Annotated in this window: 12 protein-coding genes; 2 read left to right on the top strand and 10 right to left on the bottom strand. The window is 64.1% G+C overall.

Going from position 1 to position 16,824, the window contains the following annotated elements; all coding sequences use genetic code 11:
- Positions 1 to 243 precede the first annotated feature (243 nt).
- The 7 genes from ACWF6P_RS09765 to ACWF6P_RS09735 form a co-directional block, all read right to left on the bottom strand.
- The gene (locus tag ACWF6P_RS09765) at positions 244 to 1,680 is read right to left on the bottom strand and encodes a GuaB1 family IMP dehydrogenase-related protein (RefSeq protein ID WP_378630162.1); all 1,437 of its coding nucleotides are present in this window, start codon (positions 1,678 to 1,680) and stop codon (positions 244 to 246) included.
- Positions 1,681 to 1,683: 3 nt separating this feature from the next.
- Positions 1,684 to 2,565 carry a DMT family transporter gene (locus tag ACWF6P_RS09760; protein WP_452620891.1) on the bottom strand — a complete coding sequence of 294 codons (882 nt, stop codon included), beginning with the start codon at positions 2,563 to 2,565 and terminating at the stop codon, positions 1,684 to 1,686.
- Positions 2,566 to 2,569: 4 nt separating this feature from the next.
- Positions 2,570 to 4,072: a DEAD/DEAH box helicase gene (locus ACWF6P_RS09755; protein ID WP_452620890.1), complete on the bottom strand. Its 1,503-nt coding sequence runs from the start codon at positions 4,070 to 4,072 to the stop codon at positions 2,570 to 2,572.
- Between the two features lie 62 nt (positions 4,073 to 4,134).
- A complete protein-coding gene (gndA, locus tag ACWF6P_RS09750; RefSeq protein WP_378445999.1) occupies positions 4,135 to 5,592 on the bottom strand; it encodes an NADP-dependent phosphogluconate dehydrogenase in 1,458 nt (485 codons plus the stop codon).
- Between the two features lie 217 nt (positions 5,593 to 5,809).
- Complete coding sequence (locus ACWF6P_RS09745) at positions 5,810 to 7,786, bottom strand: DEAD/DEAH box helicase (RefSeq protein ID WP_378630148.1); 1,977 nt, start codon at positions 7,784 to 7,786, stop codon at positions 5,810 to 5,812.
- A gap of 261 nt (positions 7,787 to 8,047) precedes the next feature.
- The gene (locus ACWF6P_RS09740) at positions 8,048 to 9,001 is read right to left on the bottom strand and encodes a M56 family metallopeptidase (RefSeq protein ID WP_230815619.1); all 954 of its coding nucleotides are present in this window, start codon (positions 8,999 to 9,001) and stop codon (positions 8,048 to 8,050) included.
- Between the two features lie 25 nt (positions 9,002 to 9,026).
- Positions 9,027 to 9,440, bottom strand: coding sequence for a BlaI/MecI/CopY family transcriptional regulator (locus ACWF6P_RS09735; protein WP_003944876.1), 414 nt, complete (start codon positions 9,438 to 9,440; stop codon positions 9,027 to 9,029).
- Between the two features lie 189 nt (positions 9,441 to 9,629).
- Between ACWF6P_RS09735 and ACWF6P_RS09730 the strand changes: the two genes are divergently transcribed.
- Complete coding sequence (locus tag ACWF6P_RS09730; protein WP_452620889.1) at positions 9,630 to 12,203, top strand: bifunctional lysylphosphatidylglycerol flippase/synthetase MprF; 2,574 nt, start codon at positions 9,630 to 9,632, stop codon at positions 12,201 to 12,203.
- A gap of 10 nt (positions 12,204 to 12,213) precedes the next feature.
- On the opposite strand, the gene ACWF6P_RS09725 is transcribed toward ACWF6P_RS09730, so the two are convergent.
- The 3 genes from ACWF6P_RS09725 to ACWF6P_RS09715 are packed head-to-tail and all read right to left on the bottom strand — an operon-like array spanning position 12,214 to position 15,610.
- On the bottom strand, positions 12,214 to 13,065 hold the full coding sequence (locus ACWF6P_RS09725) for an ABC transporter ATP-binding protein (RefSeq protein ID WP_020907760.1): 852 nt from the start codon (positions 13,063 to 13,065) through the stop codon (positions 12,214 to 12,216).
- A complete protein-coding gene (locus tag ACWF6P_RS09720; protein WP_452620888.1) occupies positions 13,062 to 14,153 on the bottom strand; it encodes a FecCD family ABC transporter permease in 1,092 nt (363 codons plus the stop codon). Before ACWF6P_RS09720 ends, ACWF6P_RS09725 begins: the two co-directional genes overlap by 4 nt.
- The gene (locus tag ACWF6P_RS09715; protein ID WP_230815749.1) at positions 14,150 to 15,610 is read right to left on the bottom strand and encodes a FecCD family ABC transporter permease; all 1,461 of its coding nucleotides are present in this window, start codon (positions 15,608 to 15,610) and stop codon (positions 14,150 to 14,152) included. The genes ACWF6P_RS09720 and ACWF6P_RS09715 overlap by 4 nt, the downstream gene beginning before the upstream one ends.
- 202 nt (positions 15,611 to 15,812) lie before the next feature.
- On the opposite strand from ACWF6P_RS09715, the gene ACWF6P_RS09710 reads away from it, so the two are divergent.
- Positions 15,813 to 16,595, top strand: coding sequence for a hypothetical protein (locus tag ACWF6P_RS09710; RefSeq protein ID WP_378533031.1), 783 nt, complete (start codon positions 15,813 to 15,815; stop codon positions 16,593 to 16,595).
- Positions 16,596 to 16,824: the final 229 nt, after the last annotated feature.

The following is a 16,824-nucleotide window of genomic DNA, read 5'->3' as shown; positions in this document are numbered from 1 at the left end:
CCGAACCGGCGGAATCAGACGATTCCTCGGATAAAACGACGGGTGTAGCGCCGGGTAAGTGTGTGGGTGCCTCGGGCACCGGGTTCCTCTCGTCAGAGCCGAGGATTTCTCGGCTGTAGCGGGCTCGGTCGGGTCGCCGAAGGGCACCCGACCGAGTTTTGTTTTCTGTTTACGGAACCAATGATACCGGCGGGTGCCCGGGAGTAGGGACCCGAGCACCCGCCGACTGTCACGGAGCCCAGTTCACCAACCTGACGGAAGCGGCCGTCCTTCGGCGAATCCGGCAGCGGACTGAACACCGAGAACTGCCTTCTCGTGCAACTCTTCGAGGGAGCGCGCACCCGCGTACGTGCAGGTACTGCGCACGCCGGAACAGATCTGATCGATCAGGTCCTCGACTCCCGGGCGCTCGGGATCGAGACGCATCCGCGAACTGGAGATGCCCTCCTCGAACAATCCCTTACGAGCGCGATCAAAAGCCGTTTCGGTGGCTGTGCGAGCGGCAACGGCGCGCTTGGACGCCATGCCGAAGCTCTCCTTGTACGCATTGCCCGCCTGATCGACCTTGAGGTCGCCGGGGGACTCGTACGTGCCGGCGAACCACGAGCCGATCATGACGTTCGACGCGCCCGCCGCGAGGGCGAGTGCAACGTCGCGGGGGTGGCGAACGCCGCCGTCGGCCCAGACGTGCTTGCCGAGCTCACGTGCTGCTGCAGCACATTCCGCGACGGCCGAGAACTGCGGGCGTCCGACGCCGGTCATCATGCGAGTCGTGCACATGGCTCCGGGTCCGACGCCGACCTTGACGATGTCCGCCCCCGCGGCGATCAGATCACGGGTTCCCTGTGCGGAGACCACGTTGCCTGCGACCAACGGGACGCCGAGATCGAGCGCCTTGAGGGTGGTGAGTGCATCGATCATTCTCTGCTGGTGACCGTGAGCCGTGTCCACGACGATCACGTCGGCACCGGCATCGACGAGTGCCTTGGCCTTGGCGCCCACGTCACCGTTCACACCGACCGCCGCAGCAACCCGGAGTGCGCCCCGATCGTCGACTGCGGGATCGTAGATTCCCGCACGAATCGCACCGGTACGGGTGAGGACCCCGGCAAGAGTGCCGTCTTCGTTGACGATGACTGCCAGCGGATCATGCTTGGCTTCGAGGAGTTCGAACACCTCGCGAGGTGTAGCGGTGACCGGGGCGGTGACGAAGTCGGTGATCGCGACGGTACGTAGGCGCGTGAACCGGTCGACGTCCGCACAGGCGGCTTCGGTGACGACACCGAGCGGCTTACCGTCCTCGACCACCACGACGGCGCCGTGAGCGCGCTTGGGCAGAAGCGCCAGCGCGTCGGAGACGGCGTCGTCGGGGCTCAAGGTGACCGGCGTATCGGCGACGAGGTGGCGGCTCTTGACGAATGCCACGGTCTCGGCGACGGCTTCGGTGGGGACGTCCTGCGGAATGATGACCAGCCCGCCGCGGCGGGCAACTGTCTCGGCCATACGGCGGCCGGCCACTGCGGTCATATTGGCGACGACGACGGGAATGGTGGTTCCGGATCCGTCGGAAGAAGTGAGATCGACGTCGAACCGGGAGGTGACCTCTGTCCGGTTAGGGACGAGAAAAACGTCGTCGTAGGTCAGGTCGTATGGGGGGCGTTGCCCTTCGAGGAACTGCACGTTTCACGAGCTTACCGTCGATTCCGCCGTAGCGCCCTCGGTATCGCGTGCCTGTGAGCGGGAGAGGGCGATCGTAGTCATGATCATCACGGCGACAGCGCACCCGATGAGAGCAATTCCGGGGCCGTCGACGCGTAGGCGTTCGTCCAGAACCGTCATCCCCAGGAAGATGGCCGCAATCGGCTCGCCGATCGTGAGAGCGGGCAGCGACGCCGACAGCGGCCCGACCTGAAACGCACGTTGTTGCAGGTAGACCCCGATAGCGCCCGAGGCGATCAGAGCCCACGTCTGCCAGGCCGAAATCACTCCGACGACGCCGTGTCCGAGTAGGTCGGTGACGTACTTGGTGAACGCGACCGCAACGCCGTAGAAGATGCCGGCCGCGGAGCCGAGAAGCAGTGCGCGCCAACCACCGTCGAGTTTGGACAAGCCGCCGATGGTCGCCACCACGGCGACTGCGACCGTGATCGTCAGGGGCACAGCCCAATCGGACCACGGAGCATTACTGTCGCCCTCGGTGGGATCGCCGACCACGAGGAAGATCGCCAACGAAATCGCGAGCATGATCGCCAGTGACCACGCCGAACGGGTGATGCGAATACCCGAGAACTTGGCCGAGAGTGGCAGCGCGAACAGCAGAGAGGTCACGATCAGCGGCTGCACCACCAACACCGAACCCAACGACAGTGCAACGGCCTGCATGACGTAACCGCCGCCGTCGCCGATCAATCCGGCCCACCACCGAGGGCTCCGAATCAGCGACGCCACCAGCGCCTCGCCCTCGGGAACCGCCGACGCTGCCCGCTGCTGAGCGACGGAAGCGCACGCGAAGAGCAGTGCGGCGACGAGTGCGCAGAGAACCGAGATCAGTGGAAGATCACCCATGTCCTCAGTGTGCGCGCTTGCCCGCCCGATTTCCGGCAGACGGCTTTCCTGCGCCCGGTGCACCCCGCCGCGGCGTCAGGCCCTTGGAGGCCAAACGTTCCGAACGGGTCGGGACCGGGGTGCCGTCGGCCCGGATCTTCTTCACACTCTTGGGATCGGTGACGCGCCGCGAGGAGGCGGCTCGCTTGTCGCCGTCCTTTTTCATGCGGCCACCGGCAGCCGTCCGACCTGCGGTGTCGTGTTCCTGGCGTCCACGCTTTGCGGTGTGCTTGACGGCGACGGTCGTATCGGGAGCCTCGACCGGAATGCCCGTCGGCTCCATTGCTCCGGTGATACGCGTGAGTTCCAGATCGTCGGGGCGGACCCGCACACCGTGAACCTTGATGCCTGCCTGTTTGGTCAACTTCTCGACCGCGTCACGTTCTTCGTCGGTGACGATGGTGACGACGACGCCCGATTCGCCGGCGCGAGCGGTCCGGCCGGCGCGGTGCAGGTAGTCCTTGGCCTCGGCCGGGGGATCGACGTGAACGACGAGGGTCACGTCGTCGACATGGATTCCGCGGGCCGCGACATCAGTGGCGACCAGGACGGGAGTTGTTCCGTCGGAGAACGACGCGAGGGTCTTGGTCCGGTTGTTCTGCGTCTTACCGCCGTGCAGAGCGCCGGCAGAGACACCGATCAAATGCAGCTGCTGCGCAAGCCGATCCACGCCGTGCTTGGTCTTGACGAACATGATGGTCCGCCCCGCGCGCGAAGCGATATGTGCGACAACGGATCTCTTGTCGTCGCGGTCGACGAAGAGCAGGTGATGCTCCATCGTCGAGACGGTGGCAACCGGGGGAGCAGTCGAGTGCGACGCCGGATTGCGCAGGTAACCCGCGACCAGATCGTCGACCTTACCGTCGAGGGTTGCCGAAAAGAGAAGACGCTGACCATCTTTCGGGGTCGTGTCGAGAATCTTCGCGACCTCGTCGATGAAGCCCATGTCCGCCATGTGGTCGGCCTCGTCGATGGTCGTGATCACGACGTCGTCGAGCACGACCGACTGCTGCTCGAGCAGGTCGAGTAGACGGCCGGGAGTGGCGATGAGCAGATCGACGCCCCTGGTCAAGATGTCGGCCTGGCGCTTGATGGGAACACCACCGACCGCGTTGGCCACACGCAAACCGATCTCGGTAGCGGCGTCGTCGAGTGCTTTGTGAATCTGGATCGCCAGTTCGCGGGTGGGAGCGAGCACCAAGCCGCGAGGACGATTCCGCTTGCTCGCCCCACCCTTGAGGCGCACCAACATCGGAAGCCCGAAGGCCAAAGTCTTCCCGGAACCCGTCGCGCCGCGCCCGAGCACATCCCGGCCGGCAAGGACATCGGGGATGGTGGCCGACTGAATGGGGAAGGGAGCATCGATGCCGCTCCGGCGCAACGCATGCACCATCACGGCGGGGATTCCGAGGTCGACGAACGAACGCCCTTCGGTCGAGGTGGGCGAGTCGATCGTCGATTCCTGCATTTGTCCAGGCTACCGGGTATCGGTAGACGCAGATAACCGCATCCACCGATACCCGCTGTGAATCAGGCCTCGATTTCGCTGCGGTCACCGCTCCACAGCGTGTGGAACTTGCCGGGCTTGTCGATGCGCTCGTAGGTGTGCGCGCCGAAGAAGTCGCGCTGACCCTGTGTCAGGGCGGCCGGCAGACGCTCTGCACGCAGACCGTCGTAGTACGACAGCGAAGACGCGAACGCCGGTACCGGAATGCCGAGCATCGTCGCGGTGGCGACCACACGGCGCCAGCTGTCGATGCCCGCCTCGATGGCCTCGCGGAAGTACGGCGCCAGAATCAGGCTCGGCAGGCTCGGATCCGCGTCGAACGCGTCCTTGATGCGGTTGAGGAACTGCGCACGGATGATGCAGCCGCCGCGCCAGATCGTTGCCAAGTCGGCAGGCTTGAGGTTCCAGTCGTACTCGGCGCTACCGGCAGCGATCTGGTCGAAGCCCTGCGCGTACGCCACGATCTTCGACGCGTACAGCGCGGCCTGGATGTCAGCGGCGAACTGCTCGGCGTCAACCGGCTTGTCGCCGAGCGAACCCGAAGCCAATCCCTGCGCCTGGGCTGCGGCGCGCTGATTGCGGCTACCGGACAGTGCGCGAGCAAACACGGCCTCGGCGATACCGGTGACCGGCACGCCCAGATCCAGAGCGGACTTGACCGTCCAGCGGCCCGTACCCTTCTGCTCGGCAGCGTCGACGATGACGTCGACCAACGGCTTGCCGGTCTCGGCATCGACCTGACGGAGCACCTCGGCGGTGATCTCGATCAGGTAGGACTCGAGCGTGCCCTTGTTCCACTCGGTGAAGACGTCGGCGACCTGACCGGCGTCGTAACCCAGCGCGTCACGGAAGAGGTTGTACGCCTCACCGATGAGCTGCATGTCGGCGTACTCGATGCCGTTGTGCACCATCTTGACGAAGTGACCGCTGCCGTCGGGGCCGATGTGCGTGCAGCACGGTGTGCCGTCGACGTGAGCGGAGATCGACTCGAGAAGCGGGCCGAGAGCCTCGTACGACTCCTTCGGGCCGCCCGGCATGATCGACGGACCGTTGAGTGCGCCTTCTTCGCCGCCGGAGATACCAGCGCCGACGAAGTGCAGACCGCGGGCGCGGATCGCGGCTTCACGGCGGATCGTGTCCGTGTACAGCGAGTTACCGCCGTCGATGATGATGTCGCCGGGCTCCATGGCGTTCGCGAGTTCTTCGATGACAGCATCCGTCGGAGCGCCGGCCTTGACCATGATCAGGACGCGTCGCGGCTTCTGCAGTGCGGCAACAAACTCTTCGACGGTCTCGGTGCGCACGAAATCGCCCTCGGAACCATGCTCGGCGATCAAAGCATCGGTCTTGGCGATGCTGCGGTTGTGCAGGGCAACGGTGTGACCGTGGCGGGCGAAATTGCGGGCAATATTCGAACCCATGACGGCCAGGCCGGTGACGCCGATCTGAGCTCGGGGTGATTCGGTGCTAGTGGTTGACATGCTTACAGCTTTCCCTCTCGGTCCGCGGCTGTGAAATCCTGCGCTGTGCGCAGCCGAAAACTGTGCGGCCGCGACGCGCGTGAACATCAGACCGTGCATACAAAACACGGATGCAGATCACTTTAATTGCAGTGACCTGCATCCGTCTCGATACAGCTTCCGGCGCAGCCGGAAGGTTCTCAGTGTTCAGTTGTCGAGCCGCAGCTCAGCGCAGGTATTACCGCTGATCGCGCTTCGGGCCGTCGAATCCGTCATAGCTACGACGGTCGGTGCGGCTGCGGAAGCCACCACCGCTGGTCGAGGCTGCGCGGTTGTCTCCGCCGTCGCGGTTGCCCTGGTATCCACCGGAAGAGCGGTTGCCCTGGTATCCGGTCGAGGGGCGGCTGTCGCGGTCTCCGTAGGACGGACGGCTGTCGCGGTTGCCCTGGTATCCGCTGCCACCCGAAGAGCGGTTGCCCTGGTAGCCGCCGCGGCTCTCGCCGTCACGGCTTCCCTGGTATCCACCGGAGGAGCGGTTGCCCTGGTATCCGGTCGAGGGGCGGCTGTCGCGGTCTCCGTAGGACGGACGGCTGTCGCGGTTGCCCTGGTATCCACCGCTGGAGCGATCACCCTGGTAGCCACTGCCACCGGAGGAGCGGTTGCCCTGGTAGCCGCCGCGGCTCTCACCGTCACGGTTGCCCTGATATCCACCGGAAGAGCGGTTGCCCTGGTATCCGGTCGAGGGGCGGCTGTCGCGGTTGCCCTGGTATCCACCGCTGGAGCGATCACCCTGGTAGCCGCCGCGGCTCTCGCCGTCGCGGTTGCCCTGGTACCCACCCGAGGAACGGTTGCCCTGGTATCCGCCGGAAGAGCGGTTGCCCTGGTAGCCGCCGCGGCTTCCGCCACGATCACCGAAGGAACGCTCGCCACGAGAAGAGCTCTCGCGCAACGGTTCTCCGGTCGGCTTCTTGGCGCCGGTGATACGAGCCAGCTCAGCAGAACCCGGGGTGACGGCGACGGCAGCGGCATTGACGCCGGCCATTCCGGTCAGACGCTTGAACTGACGCTTTTGGTTGGGCAGCACGATTGCGACAACGGTGCCCTTCTCGCCGGCGCGAGCGGTACGACCCGCGCGGTGCAGGTAGTCCTTGTGGTCAGCCGGGGGATCGACGTGAACGACAAGGTCGATGCCGTCGACGTGGATTCCGCGCGCTGCGACGTCCGTTGCGACGAGGACCGGGGTGCGGCCGTTCTTGAAACGCTCGAGGACGCGGGTGCGCTGATTCTGAGCCTTGCCGCCGTGAAGCGACTCGGCAGCGATGCCGACTGCGCGGAGTCGGTCGGTGATTCCCTCGCAACCGAGCTTGGTACGGGCGAACATGATCGTGCGTCCGTCGCGGGCACCGATCTCGGCGAGGACGGAATCCTTCTGGCCGCGGTCGACGAGGAGGACGTAGTGCTCCATCGTGTCGACGCTCGCGCGGCCGTCTTCGGTGGAGTGCGTGACGTGGTTGGCCAGGAACTGACGAACCAGCGACTGGACCTCACGGTCGAGGGTCGCCGAGAACAGCAGGCGCTGTCCGTCTGCGGGGGTCTCACCGAGGATCGAGCGAACCTCGGGCAAGAAGCCCATGTCCGCCATCTGGTCGGCTTCGTCGAGTGCGGTGATTTCCACCGAGTCGAGGATGCAAGTGCCCTGACGCAGGTGGTCGCCGAGACGACCCGGGGTGGCGACGAGGACGTCGACGCCGCGGCGGAGCTGATCGACCTGCTTGGCGAACGGCGTTCCACCGACAGCGGGACGAACCGTGAGTCCGAGTGCGCCGGCGTAGGAGTTGAGGGAGTCGACCACCTGGAAAGCAAGCTCACGGGTGGGGACGAGCACGAGTGCACGGGGACGCTTGGCGGCCGGGCGATCCTCGTGGCGCGAGAGGCGGGTCAGCATCGGCAGGCCGAATGCGAGGGTCTTACCCGATCCGGTCTGTGCGCGGCCGAGAACGTTGGTTCCGGCGAGCGCGTCCGGGATGGACTGCGCCTGGATGGGGGACGGGACGGTGATGGAGTTGCGCGCCAATGCGGCAACAAGCTGCTCGGGCAGGCCGATTTCGGCGAAGGTGATACCCGGCTCGGTGGCGACTGCTTCTTCGGCAGCGGGGGTGTTGACGGTGGTGTCTTCGATGTTCTCGGAAGACGACATTTGGACAGCGTTGGTCACGCGGAAACCTCTCCGGACTACGGGCACGTCGCGGAGCGGAAGAAGCCATGCTGAAATACACGACACAGTTCGCAAAGGGACGAGCCAGGGCACATGTCACCTGGCAATCCGAACGCATACTGCGGGGAATTGGGCTGTGTGCCGTTATATGTTGACGGACCACGATGGTGGCCGTGATCCACTCTACGCCACCGGCTAGGTCGAAGTCAGGTAACCCCGCCTGTGACCTGCACTACTACACGTGGTTGCGCTGGTCAAGACTCAGTAGGCGTTGAAAAGCAGGCGAAGTTCCGTGAGCCAGGGCACTGCCACAGCCACGGTGGGCACCACAAGAATGGCGACCGCCCCCAGATACGCAAAAATCGCAATCCGGGGATCGGCATCGTCAGCCGAGAGGCGCTGCACTCGGATGAGCGTTGACGGGCCGCCTGCTGCCATCGCTCCGCGGGGTGCCGTCGATCCGGCACACGCGACCAGTGCCCGCGCGAGGGGAGTGGGACCGGTAGCGCGCACAGCTGAATCGTCGGCGAGCAACTCCACCAGGAGTTGTACCGATCCCAGAGCCGACTTGCTACGGACGAAACGGGGGAACGCGTGGTTGACGGCCGTGAATGCCTCGAGGACCAGATCGTGACGAGCTCGCAGGTGTGAACGCTCGTGCGTCAGGATGGCCTTGACCTCGGCATGATCGAGGTTCTGCAGAGTGCCCTGACTGAGAACCACGCGTTGGCGCAGACCTGGCAGGCAGTAGGCGATCGGTTCGTCGACGTCGAGCACTCGCAGATCGGGTGTGCGTTCCACCGACGCGGGCATGGCGCAGTCGTCGAGAAGGTCCACCAACACGCGGTGACGTGCACGGCGACGTCGGGTTCTCACGGCGACCTGGATGACCGAGAAGATCAGCTTTGCGCCGATCAGGAGTGTCAGGGCAAAAACAACCACGTACAGAATCCACAGAGGGAGTCCGAGTGCATCGATTTCGGCGGTCGGGGCCGTCGTCGGCCTTCCGTCAGCGCCGGGAACGAGCAGCTGGCTGGCAATGGCCAGGCCCGAACTGAATGCCGACAACACCGCAGCAATCGCGACGGCTTGCCACAGGACCAACGCCGCGCGTGGAGCGCGGTAAGGCCACGTGGAGCGGCTCAGGAGTGCGGGAACCGGACCGGCCAGCAACAAGGCAAGCAGTCCGAAAACCAGTGCAGTAGTGGCGTTCATGTCCTACACATCATGCACGACGAATTCAGTTCGGCCTAGAAATTCCGGGCTGCGCAGCCTTTTTCGCGGACTCGCGCACCTCGAGGGCAGCGAGCGCTTCGCGGAGAGCATCTGCTTCGTCTGCATTGACCTGGCCCACGAAGTGAACGAGTGCCGCAGCGCGACCGCCGGACTCCGGAGCCTGGGCGAGAGCGTCGACCATCAGGCTCGCAACCAGTTCTTCGCGCTTGTTGACGGGAAGATAGCGATGCGCGCGATCGTCACGCTGCTGAATCACCAGATGCTTCTTCGCCAGGCGCTGCAGAACGGTCATGACCGTCGTGTACGCCAATTCGCGATGCGTCGCGAGTGCTTCATGCACCTGTCGCACAGTTTGCGGTTCTGATGTGGACCACAAATGATCCATCACCGCGCGTTCGAGTTCACCTAGACCTGCCATTCTTCGATTCTACGGACTTCCACGACGAAATACGTACTACTGGTAGTAGTAACCGCCTCGGTGGGGGTGTGGTATTGGCCATAGTGATCTGCGTGACGGTTACGGTGGTGAAAGACGACCAAAGTCCCGACAATGAACATGCCCTAATTGGACACCGCCAGTCGATCCGCAGAAAGCAGCCGCACGTAGATGACGATCGACAGTTCGCCGAGCACCGCAGAATCCACATCACGGGCACGGGCAGTCGCGCAGAAAGCTGCCGACATCGTTCGTTTCGGCATTCGCGACGCACCGTTGACGGTCGTTTTACTTCTCACCATGTGGATCCTGGGCGCCGCCACCGGCAGCCTGGTGCACGGACCGTCCCGCGATCTCGAGCACGCGATCGGCGCGGGAATGGGCTCGATCCAGCACGGACGCATTTGGACTCCGCTCACCTCCGCTCTGTGGGCGGGAAACCTGCTCGGGTACATCGGTGCGAGCGTGCTCCTGATCGCGGTCGCTGCGCCCCTCGAGCGGCGCATGGGGACGCTCAAGCTCGCAATCGCCGGAGCGAGCACCCAAATCCTCGGTGTGCTCCTCGGACTCGGCTGGGCATCGTTCGCGAAGGTGTTCGACTCCAACTGGGGATTCCGCCTACACGTCGGCTCCGCTGTAGGCGCGAGTGCATGGATCGTCGGCGCCGCCATGGCCGCCAGCTCGAACATGGGCACACTGTGGCGTCGACGCATCCGCGTCGGAACCCTGGCTTTGACCATCACCTTGGCCCTGTTCAGCGGCCAACTTCAAGATGTCATCAGGTTCTTCGCCGCCGTCGTAGGTCTGGTGATCGGCCAGTGGATCGTGGGACGGTCGGCTCGCGGTGAGCGAATCGCCGGGACCCAGCGGGAGGGCCGCGTCCTCGTGGCCATCGTCGTGGCGGCCAGTGCGATCGGCCCGATGATCGCCGCACTGTCCCCGCAAGCGGTAGGTCCACTTGCCGTCCTGCGTGACCTCTTCCGCGGAGTTCCGTGGACCGTCGCCGAGGTTCGAGAACTGTGCGAGGAGTCCGCGTCGGACCCGGACTGCCGGCGAGGACTCCTCGAGCTCAGACTCTCGGGTATCGGGCCGACTCTGCTCTCGCTGATGCCGTCGATTTTTGTCCTGGTGCTGAGCGACGGGCTTCGGCGTGGCCGCAGATTCGCCTGGATTGCGACGGTGTGCGCTCAGGTTGTCCTGCTCGTCCTCTCGATCGGGAACTTCGTCATCAGGTTCGTCGACGCCGTGGACAGTGACAGTCTGTTCTACGGAATCAGCGATCCGAACGTGTACCGAACACTCGTGCCGTTCCTGACGCCGCTGTTCGTGCTGATCCTCTTGATCTCCACACGCCGATACTTCGACGTGGCGGCCCCGGCCAGGACATACAGACGCTTGGGCGTCGCGATCGTGACGTTGCTCGGGGTCCTCGCCGTGATCTACGTGGGCGGCGGGATGCTCGCCAGGCACGGGTTCGACCGCGAGCCCACTGTCACCATGCTGCTCGCAGACTTCCCTCAGCGCCTCGTACCGCCGGTGTACCTGCAGTTGATCGACCCGCGTCTGCTTCCCGTGGACATCGAGTCGACGTTGCTGTTCGAGTGGACCGGCGTCGTGTTCTGGGGCGTTGCTGCCGTACTGGTCTTCGTGAGCTTCCTCAAGCCCGTCAAGACCGCTGATCCGAAAGCCGCCGAACGTGCGCGATCGATGTTGCTCGCCGGCACCGGCAGTCCGTTGTCGTGGATGACGACGTGGAAGGGCAACACCTACTGGTTCAGTGCAGACGGTTCGAGCTACGTCGCCTACCGCGTCATCGCCGGAGTCGCACTCACCACCGGTGACCCGGTCGGTCCTCCTGATCGGATGCGCGCAGCAATCGAGGGGTTCGCCGAGTTCGCGTCGTCGAACGGGTGGATTCCCTGCTTCTACTCGGTGACCGACGACGCGCGAACCATTACCGATTCCATGGGCTGGAGCGGCCTACAGGTCGCCGAGGAAACAGTGCTCGATCTGGGCGGAATCGCGTTCACGGGCAAGCGGTTCCAGGACGTGCGCACGGCACTGAATCGGGCGAAGAAGTCCGGGATCACGGCCGAGTGGATTTCCTTCCCGCACGCGCCTCTCGCGATCAAGGATCAGATCGTCGCGATCTCGGAAGAGTGGGTGGCGGACAAGGGGATGCCCGAGATGGGCTTCACTCTCGGCGGGCTCGACGAGGTCGACGACGAGGCGGTGCGCTGCCTGATCGCCGTCGACGAGGATCGCACCGTGCACGGTGTCACGTCGTGGCTGCCGGTGCATCGCGACGGCCAGGTCGTCGGCTGGACCCTCGACTTCATGAGGCGACGCTCCGAAGGGTTCCGGCCCGCGATGGAGTTCCTCATTGCTTCTGCCGCACTGAAATTGGAGGAGGAGGGTGTCGAGTTCCTCAGTCTGTCCGGTGCACCGTTGGCAACAATCGCCGCCGACTCCACTACGGACACAGCCGAACCTGAGGCCACGACCTTCTCGGCGATGATGGACAGCGTCCTCGATCTACTCGGTCGCACGCTGGAACCGGTGTACGGCTTCCGATCGCTGCTGGCCTTCAAATCGAAGTTTCAACCCCGATACGTACCGATGCACATGACATTCGCCGATCCGGCCGCGCTACCGAGCATCGGCAACGCGGTCGGGCGGGCATATCTGCCGACCGTGTCGATCGGTCAGGGATTCAAACTCGTTCGGACAATTCTGGGTCGCTGATTCGCGATCTTCAGGCGGGCTTGGCCGGCCCGCCGACAGCGCCGAAGACGTGTCGGGTGCCGATCGGGACGATCAGGGGACGATCCGAGACCGGATCGTCGATGACTGCAGCTTCGAGACCGAACACCTCGAGCAGAAGTTCCGCGGAAATGATGTCCTTGGGGACGCCCGAAGCGACGACGGCGCCGTCTCGCATCACGATCAGATGATCGCTGTACCGGACTGCGAGATTGAGGTCGTGCAGAACCATCACCACGGTGCGCCCCATTTCCTCGTGGAGTTGATCCACCAGGTCGAGGACTTCCATCGAGTGCGCAAGGTCGAGGTACGTGGTCGGCTCGTCGAGGAGCAGGATGTCGGTTCCCTGGGCGAGAGCCATCGAGATCCAGGCCCGCTGACGCTGGCCGCCGGACAATTGATCGACCGGCCGATCCGCAAGGTCCGAGACTCCGGTCAGCTCGAGTGCTTCGGCGACCTCGCCCTCGTCGTCCGCAGACCACTGCCGAATCCACGACTGATGCGGGTGGCGTCCACGTGAGACCAGATCGGCGACGGTGAGCCCTTCAGGCGCTACCGGCGTCTGGGGGAGCATGCCGAGGACCCGCGCGACTTCCTTGGTCTTCATCGAACTGATCGCCTTGCCGTCGAGAATGACCGATCCACCCTTGGGCTTGAGTAGACGGCCCAGCGCGCGGAGAAGTGTCGACTTGCCGCAACCGTTGGGTCCGATGACCGTCGTGATCACGCCGGTGGGGATCTCGAGATCAAGCCCGTCGACGATGATGCGATCCCCGTACCCGAGCGTCAGATTCTGCGCGACGAGACGCGAAGGAGCATCGGTGGACTGGGCGATGGTGGTCATGCTGTGACCTTCCGATTGTTACGAACCAACAGGTAGAGCAAGAACGGACCACCCAGTGCGGAAGTCACGATTCCGACGGGGAGTTCCACAGGCAGAATTGTTCGAGCGATGACGTCGCTGCCGACCACCAGTACAGCACCGGTCAGCGCGGAAGCCACGATGGGCGGGCCGGCAGAGCGCACCAGACGCATGGCGACCTGAGGCGCAGCCAGGGCGACAAAGCCGACCGGACCTGCTGCAGCGGTTGCGATGGCAGCCAGCGCCACGGCGGAGAGCAACAGCTTGGCCTGCGACGATTGCAAGCGAACACCGAGTGAGGTGGCGTTGTCGTCGCCCAACCGCAACGCTCCCATGGTGAACGAGGCGATCACCGCGTAGCCACCGACCAGCGCGACAGCGATGGCTACCGGCCACATCTGATTCCAGGTGGCACCGTTGAGCGAACCGTTGAGCCACACCTGTGCTCGGGAAGCATCGTTGATGTCCGCCGAGATGAGGAGCCATCCCGTCGCTGCCACGAGCATGGCGTTGATGCCGATGCCGATCAGGATGAGGCGGAACCCCTCGACGCCTTTACGCCATGCCAAGGCGTAGATCACCACTGCTGTCAGCAGTCCGCCACAGAGGGCCGCCAACGGAATCCCCAGTGTGGCAAGCAGTCCCACGAACGACCCGCCGCCGCCGAGCACGATGAGAGCAACTGCGGCAGCGCTCGATCCCGCCGTGATTCCGAGGATGTCGGGGCTGGCGAGGGCGTTGCGAGCAATCGTCTGGGTGACCGCACCGGCAATGCCGAGTGCCATACCGATGAAGAGTGCGGTGAGCGAGCGAGGAAGTCGGAGGTCGAAGACGATCAGGTTCTGTGTCTTGCTTCCATTACCGAGCAGGACGGAAATGACATCGGGGATCGAGATCGGATAGTCGCCGCGTCCGATGTTGATGCAGAGCAGAACGAAGAGTGCGACCGCGAGTGCAATGCTCACCGACACCGCGAGTGGACGGTAGACCAGCGAGAATCCACCGACACGAATCGACTTACGGGAGGGGACGGTCCGGGGCAGTACCCGGAGTTCTTGCTTGAGCGTCACAGACTTGCCAACTTCCTGCGGCGTACGAGAGCGATGAAGAACGGGGCGCCGAAGAGGGCCAGGATGATTCCGACCTGCAACTCGCCGGGGCGCACGACCACGCGACCGATGATGTCCGCGGTGATCAGCATGACCGCACCGAGCAAGCCCGCGTACGGGACCAGCCAGCGGTAGTCGGGTCCGGTGATGGCCCGGGCCACGTGGGGGACCACCAATCCGATGAACGCGATAGGTCCACACGCTGCAGTCGCGGCGCCGGTCAGCAGGGTGATCGCGATGATGCCGAGTGTGCGACTGAACGCGATGTTCGTTCCCAATGCTTTTGCGACGTCTTCACCCAGGCTGAGGACATTGAGACCAGGCGTACTTGCCAGGGCGATGACCAAACCGAGTATCAGGAAGGGGAGGACCTGCCAGAGAACGTCGAACCCTCGACCGGACACCGACCCGACCACCCAGAAACGGTAGGCGTCCAGGCTGGTCTGGTCGAGGATGATCACGGCATTGGTCATGGCTTGCAGGAAGAACGCGACGGCTGCGCCCGCCAGAGCCAAACTCAGAGGACTTGCGCCGCCGTTTCCGATGGAGGACAAGCCGAAGACGACGATGCTGGCGACAAACGATCCTGCAAACGCGAACCAGAGATACTGACTCGGTGCGGTGAAGCCGAAGAGATAGATCGCCATGACTACGAAGAACGCCGCGCCGGCGTTGAGGCCGAGCAGACCGGCATCTGCCAACGGGTTACGCGTGTGTCCCTGAATCAGGGCGCCGGCGATACCGAGTGCGATGCCGACAACAAGCCCCAGGATGGTCCGAGGCGCACGCAACGTTCGCACGATGATGTCCGTCTGGGTGCCGTCCGAACTGAAGATGGCGTGGAAGATCTCGGCAAACGTCAGCGGCCGAGCGCCCACCGCGATGCTCGCGAGCATGACGAGCGCGAGAAGTACCGTGAGCACCGCGAGACCGATCAGCCGGCGTCGACGAGTTGCCCCGACGCTGTTGTCGCGCGCGAGTTCCTCGAACCCTTCTTCGCGCGCCGTGCTTTCACGCACCACCTCGATACCGGTTCGATCGAACGGCCTGCGCAGAGCCCGGCGAACACCGATGGGCTGCTTTGTCTTCGCGTCTCGCGTGACCAGGCCTACCCATCCCTTTCCCGAGGTCCGGCCCGTGGCACCTTCGCGGAATCCGAGGTTCCACACAAGGAGACCGACGGCAATGGCTATTGCCGTCCCACCGAATACGGCGCGGTCGGCTTCGCCGCCACCGTTCTCGTCTCGAAGCGACTGAACGATGTACCAGCCGACGAGCAACGGAAGCAGGAACACCCCCGCGTCGAAAATGCCAGCTAGAACACGCATTCGGACAGGAGCCGGGCCGCGCGGCACTATGCGCCGTCCGTACGTCTCGCTGGGTCCTCGGGGATGTCCGTTCCCGAGAGGTTTGATCATCGTCACTGGCGGTTCGAGCTCCTGGTCTTTGTGCGCAGGGAATTCGCATCTTAGGTTACGGAACCCTATGTGGGTGTGCTCCCCGCGGGGCAAGTTCCTGTGAATATGCGGTGCCCAGCGTCACAGTTCTTTACTCTTGAATTATGGTGAGGCTAACCTACATTAAGAACCACAAGACAACTTCGGCCGATTGGAGTGCACGGTGACAATCACCTTGACCACCCAGCATGCGGATGTTCGTGAATTCGAACTCCGGTCGAACGCATTGAGCCGCACCAGCGTTCGCCTACGAGCACTCAACCCTGACTACCCGCGTGTCTATGCGGTTGCCGCCATGGCGGGCGAAGGCAAACGACGCTGGTGGCAGCTCAGTGAAGGCTTGTGTGGGGATCGGGTGCAACAGATGTTCGCCCGTTCACTTCAAGATCTCGACAGTGCTGAAGCTGCCGCGATACAGGTTGCGACGTCGCTCATTCATGCCGTGGTCGGCAGAGTTGCCGCCTCCATCGTCTCCGAGGGGTCCGCCTGGGACCCGGGGCTCGAAAACCTGTTCATCCACATGGACAGCGACGGCGGAATCGATTGGGCAGGCGTAGTCGACGAAACGCTTCGTGTGGCACCCAACGGGCGAGAGTCCGGAAGTGACGGCGTCGTCGACATGCCGTGTGAAGAGGCGCTCCTCATCTGGACTGCGCACCGTTGCCTGACGTCGCTGCGCGCCATCTACGACGCCGTGGCCAGGTGTGCGCCCGTTGACCAGTTCAGATTCTGGGGACTGGTGGGGGAGTCGATCCTGGGTGCAGCTGCTTATGTCCCCATCCTGGCTGGTGAAGGCGAATCGGTAGCGCAGCGCCGTGGACAGGGCCTGCTCGACGCCTTTGTCGCAGCCGGGTTGCCGGTTCGCGCGCGCCGCAAGGTCTCGCTGCGCCCTCGCTGGAACCAGTTCGATGAAGGGCTTGCTAAATTAGGTCAGCCTTGCCTATGATTGTGGAACACCTCGCGGAGAGTTGCACACCGCGAGAGTGACGAAACTGCCGGACCGCGCCGGAGTCCTGAGGGCTGCAGAGACTCCCGGTCCTTCCCGCGGCGGGTTTCACATCGATTGATGTGAAAACCCCCGGTTCTTTTTCCAGACCTGATTCCCAGCTCGAGTTACCTCTCGTGTAATCAAGTAGGGAGTGGCAGCCACACCGGCGCCGGAGAATCACAGATGG

The sequence above is a fragment of the Rhodococcus sp. NPDC055024 genome, assembly GCF_053608585.1.
This window is presented reverse-complemented; position numbering and strand designations above follow the sequence as displayed.